Here is a 4,044-nt window from a genome sequence, read left to right on the forward strand (position 1 = left end):
CCGCCCGCCCTCGGGCACGTCATCCGCTCGCGGCGTCGTCGGCCTCCCAGCGCAGCAGGTCGCCCGGCTGGCACTTGAGTACCTCGCAGAGCGCGGCGAGGGTCGCGAAGCGTACCGCCTTGGCGCGGCCGTTCTTGAGCACCGCCAGGTTGGCGGGCGTGATCCCCACGCGGTCCGCGAGTTCACCCACGGACATCTTCCGCCTGGCCAGCATCACGTCGATGTCGACGGCGATCGGCATCAGATCACCTCGTCCAACTCGGCCTGCATCTGCGCCGCTTCGACGTCGCGGGCAACGGCCTGGGCGAGCAGCATCCGCAGCACGAGCACGATGAGCGCAACTCCCAGGATGGCCAGGCCGATGCCGCCCATGATCACGGTGACGCCCGGGTCGTCCCGCTGGCCCGGCGCATTGACGATCGTGACCGCGAACCACACGAGGGAAACCGCCACGATCGCGCCGATCACGCCGTCCACATATCGGAAGGCGGCGTGGGAGAACACGGTTCCGCGCCGCACCATCGTCACCAACCGCCCCACACAGACCGTGGCGACCTGGACCGACACCATGCCCAGGATCGTGATCACGCGCAGTGCGGTCAGCGGGAGCGACCCGTCCTCCGGGTCGCTCCCGCTGACCAATGTCCACACCATCAACGCCTGTACCAACACGGTGCCGGCGAACACCACCACGAGCACGACACGCAGCGCACCCACGGTCAGCTTTCCCATGTTCCGTCCTTCCATCGATTTGCGATGGAAACCTATCGAAATTCGATAGGCTGGGCAAGGTCTGGGATACATACGGATGCGGAAGTGCTGTGCATCAGGGGGTTGGTGGGCGGGGTCGCGAGGCGATCCCGCCCCAAAGTCCCGTCGGTGGTTGCTTCTTGCTCGGCGGAGTGGGGTGAGGTTGCCGGTTCGGGGCACTCGGGAGGTAACACATCAGCTCACGTCAGGAGGTACGTCATGATCGCGCTCGGCATCATCCTGCTTGTTGTCGGTTTCCTCACCGGCATATCGATCTTGTGGACCCTCGGCATCATCCTGGCCGTGGTGGGCGCCGTTTTCTGGCTGATGGGGTCCATGGGGCACGCCGTCGCCGGCCGACGCCACTATTGGTGACCGCGGGTGTCATCGCACGGCGCCTGGCTCAGGGGCTGGTGTTTGGTCGTCTCTCGTAGTCGCGGGCGAGTCTGCGGCGGTGCATGAGCCGACCGATGCCAAGGGGCCTGTGCCACCAACGGCAACAGGCGGTGGTCGCTGACTGCGGTCGGCGCACCGCCTGTTGCGGTTGGCGACACAGGCCGCATCCTGTGGACCGGCGACCTGGGAGGCTTTGTGGTCGAGCGTGAGCCGACCTGGTGTCTCGTCGTGGAGGTCGTCGATCAGTCCGGCGCGCCGCCCATGCCTTCGCACGCGCTGCTCGTCCCCGCGAGGGCGCACCGCGCACTCGTCGCTCCGCACCAGCAGTACCCGGTCACCCCCTTCCACCTGGCCACCCGGATCTGCGCCCGCATGGAACGAAGCTGACACCGGCCCAGCCGTACACGTACCTCTCTGGCGCCTCGTAGCGTGACATCCCCCCCGCCACCCGCCGAACTCATATTGACGTATCGCAATGCGTCGATATGATCTCGGCATGTCGACCTCCGCTGCCCTTCCCACCGCCCTGATCGTCCACGCTCATCCCGAGCCCGACTCGTTCAGCACCGCCCAGATGGCCACCGCCGCTCAGGCCCTCCGTGGCGCCGGCTACCAAGTCGACGTCCTGGACCTCTACGGCGACGCCTGGGCCCCGGTCCTCGCCCGTGAGGAGTTCGCCCCTGTGGACGGGCCGTTCAAGCCGCAGGCCGAGCAGATGCGCGCGATCCAGGACGGCACGCTCGACGAGGCCGTCAAGGACCATCTGGAGCGACTGCTCGCCGCCGATCTTCTCGTGCTGTCATTCCCGCTGTGGTGGTTCTCGCTACCGGCCATCCTCAAGGGGTGGATCGACCGGGTGTTCGTCATGGGCGCCCTCTTCGGCGGGGACCACGGGTTCTTCGGCGACGCCGCGCTCGCCGGCAAGCGGGCGATGCTGCTGTTCACGACCGGCGGCTCCAGAGAGGCGTTCCGACCCGGTGGCGCCTTCGGCGCGGTGGACGACTTCCTGTTCCACATCCACCGCGGAATGCTGGAGTTCGTCGGCTACCAGGTCCTCGAACCCGTGATCACCTACGGACCGGCCCACCTGACCGACGGGGAGAGGGCAGCGGCGCTGGAGGCGGTCCAGGAGTCCGTCGCGCGCACCGCGACGGCTTCCCTCCCCGCCATCCCGTTGACGGCGCGGTAGGTCCACGCCGACGCCGGCCCCGCTCGACGTCCGAGCGGGGCCGGCGTCACCGTACCGCCGAGGCGGTGACGCCGTGCCGTACCGCTGCCGGGTCCTGGGCCACCGGAGCCGTCGCGCTGCCCAGGAGCCGCAGTGCCGCCTCCGACGGTGAGCCGGGTTCTGCCGTGTAGGCGATCATTCGCTGGCCCGAGGTGCCCGGGATGACGAGATTCTCGAAGCTGAGTTCCATGGCACCGACCAGCGGGTGACGCAGATGCTTCACTCCGGAGGTGCAGGTGCGCACTGGGTGCTGGGCCCACAGAGAGGCGAACTCATCGCTGTGCATGGTGAGTTGGCCGATGAGCTCGGCCAGCGAGCGGTCGTCGGGGTGGCGGCCGGCGACCAGACGCAGGGCGGCCACGGCGAGTTGGGCCTGGTCGTCCCAGTTCCTGTACAACTCCCGGTACTGCTCGTCCAGGAAGAGCATCCGGGTCAGGTTCGGGCGGTCGCCGGGTGTGTCGGGGCTCTCGGGCGCCAGGTGTCCGGCGAGCAGGGCGTGCCCCAGGTGGTTCCAGGCGAGGACGTCGTTGCGCCGGTCCATGACGACGGCCGGTACGCCGGTCATGGCCTTCAGCAGCTGCCGGGCCGAGGCGCCGGCGTGCGCCGCCCGGGGCGGTGCGGGGCGGGACGACGCGGCGGCGGGACGGGCGAGGTCCTTCAGGTGGGCCGTCTCGTCGTCGGTCAGACGCAGGGTGCGCGCGATCGCCTCCAGGAGACCGTCGGAGGCACTGCCGGCGCGGCCCTGCTCGAGGCGGGTGTAGTGGGTGATGCTGACGTTGGCCAACATCGCCAGTTCCTCGCGGCGCAGCCCCGCGACGCGGCGGCGGGACGGGTACGGGGTGATGCCGACTTCCTCGGGGCGCAGCGCGGCGCGGCGCGACTTGAGGAAACCTCCCAGCTCGGACGAGGCGTCCATTCGTGCCTCCAGATCGGCGGAGTGCGTCAGGCCGGGTGCTGCCCGCCGGCCCCGAAGTGCCGGTGGCGGTAAGGGTGCTCCTGTCATGACCACCCTCGTAACGGTCGGGGAGTGCGCCGGGCTGTGGCCACTGACCTCCCATGATGCCCGTCGGTCTCAACTGCCGGTAGCGGTAAGGGTAGTCGTGCGATGACCACCCTCGTGATGGCTGTGCAGGGCGCGGTTCTGGCTGGCAATCCGGGCGCCGCCGATCCTTTTCCGTAACAGCGCGTGACGTGACCGAACGTGCCGCGCGCCAGAAACCATGAGGAAAAGGACTCGACGTCATGTCTGTCACTGATACGGAAACAGCCGGTATCGCGCCCGGTCCTGCCGTCGACACGGCACCTGCCGGAGCCGGGCTCACCCCCCGGCTCCGGCTGGTACTGGTCCTGCTGCTCGCCACGCAGTTCATGCTGGCCGTTGACTTCGCCATCCTGAACGTGGCGCTGCCCGTGATCGGCAACGGCCTGGGCTTCTCGCTGGCGCACCTGCAGTGGATCGGCACCTCGTTCGCGCTGTGCGCGGCCGGCTTCACCCTGCTCTTCGGCCGGGTCGCGGACCTGTTCGGCCGCCGCCGGGTCTTCCTCGGCGGTCTCGTGGTCCTGGGCGCGGCCTCCCTCATGGGCGGGCTGGCGCAGAACCCGGAGATGCTGATCACGGCCCGCGTCCTCCAGGGCCTGGCCACCGCCGCTGTGACCCCTGCGGCGCTGTC

Annotated in this window: 7 protein-coding genes; 4 read left to right on the forward strand and 3 right to left on the reverse strand. The window is 69.1% G+C overall.

The window, feature by feature from the left end; translation table 11 throughout:
- Window positions 1-19: 19 nt before the first annotated feature.
- On the reverse strand, window positions 20-241 hold the full coding sequence (locus JF597_RS00165) for a helix-turn-helix transcriptional regulator (protein ID WP_293986477.1): 222 nt from the start codon (window positions 239-241) through the stop codon (window positions 20-22).
- On the reverse strand, window positions 241-732 hold the full coding sequence (locus tag JF597_RS00170) for a DUF2975 domain-containing protein (RefSeq protein ID WP_293986479.1): 492 nt from the start codon (window positions 730-732) through the stop codon (window positions 241-243). The genes JF597_RS00165 and JF597_RS00170 overlap by 1 nt, the downstream gene beginning before the upstream one ends.
- A 237-nt stretch (window positions 733-969) precedes the next feature.
- Here JF597_RS00170 and JF597_RS00175 point away from each other — a divergent pair, with 237 nt between their 5' ends.
- The 3 genes from JF597_RS00175 to JF597_RS00185 all read left to right on the forward strand — a co-directional run bounded on the left by JF597_RS00175 (window position 970) and on the right by JF597_RS00185 (window position 2,335).
- On the forward strand, window positions 970-1,125 hold the full coding sequence (locus JF597_RS00175) for a DUF6131 family protein (RefSeq protein ID WP_088245310.1): 156 nt from the start codon (window positions 970-972) through the stop codon (window positions 1,123-1,125).
- A 216-nt stretch (window positions 1,126-1,341) separates the two neighbouring features.
- A complete protein-coding gene (locus JF597_RS00180; RefSeq protein ID WP_293986483.1) occupies window positions 1,342-1,533 on the forward strand; it encodes a hypothetical protein in 192 nt (63 codons plus the stop codon).
- A gap of 109 nt (window positions 1,534-1,642) precedes the next feature.
- Entirely contained in the window at window positions 1,643-2,335 is a 693-nt protein-coding gene (locus JF597_RS00185; RefSeq protein ID WP_293986485.1) for an NAD(P)H-dependent oxidoreductase, read from the forward strand.
- Between the two features lie 46 nt (window positions 2,336-2,381).
- Here the strand turns inward: JF597_RS00185 and JF597_RS00190 are convergent, their stop codons facing one another.
- Complete coding sequence (locus JF597_RS00190; protein ID WP_293986487.1) at window positions 2,382-3,290, reverse strand: helix-turn-helix transcriptional regulator; 909 nt, start codon at window positions 3,288-3,290, stop codon at window positions 2,382-2,384.
- A gap of 326 nt (window positions 3,291-3,616) precedes the next feature.
- On the opposite strand from JF597_RS00190, the gene JF597_RS00195 reads away from it, so the two are divergent.
- Window positions 3,617-4,044 (forward strand): MFS transporter (locus tag JF597_RS00195; protein WP_293986489.1); only part of this gene is annotated, 428 nt, incomplete at its 3' end.

It is taken from the genome of Streptomyces sp. (genome assembly GCF_019510245.1).
Classification (GTDB): domain Bacteria; phylum Actinomycetota; class Actinomycetes; order Streptomycetales; family Streptomycetaceae; genus Streptomyces.

What these genes read in the sequence shown, in the direction of transcription:
- JF597_RS00175 (WP_088245310.1), top strand. Translation starts at nt 970, where the DNA reads ATGATCGCGCTCGGCATCATCCTGCTTGTTGTCGGTTTCCTCACCGGC.
- JF597_RS00165 (WP_293986477.1), bottom strand. Translation starts at nt 241, where the DNA reads ATGCCGATCGCCGTCGACATCGACGTGATGCTGGCCAGGCGGAAGATG.
- JF597_RS00185 (WP_293986485.1), top strand. Translation starts at nt 1,643, where the DNA reads ATGTCGACCTCCGCTGCCCTTCCCACCGCCCTGATCGTCCACGCTCAT.
- JF597_RS00170 (WP_293986479.1), bottom strand. Translation starts at nt 732, where the DNA reads ATGGGAAAGCTGACCGTGGGTGCGCTGCGTGTCGTGCTCGTGGTGGTG.
- JF597_RS00190 (WP_293986487.1), bottom strand. Translation starts at nt 3,290, where the DNA reads ATGGACGCCTCGTCCGAGCTGGGAGGTTTCCTCAAGTCGCGCCGCGCC.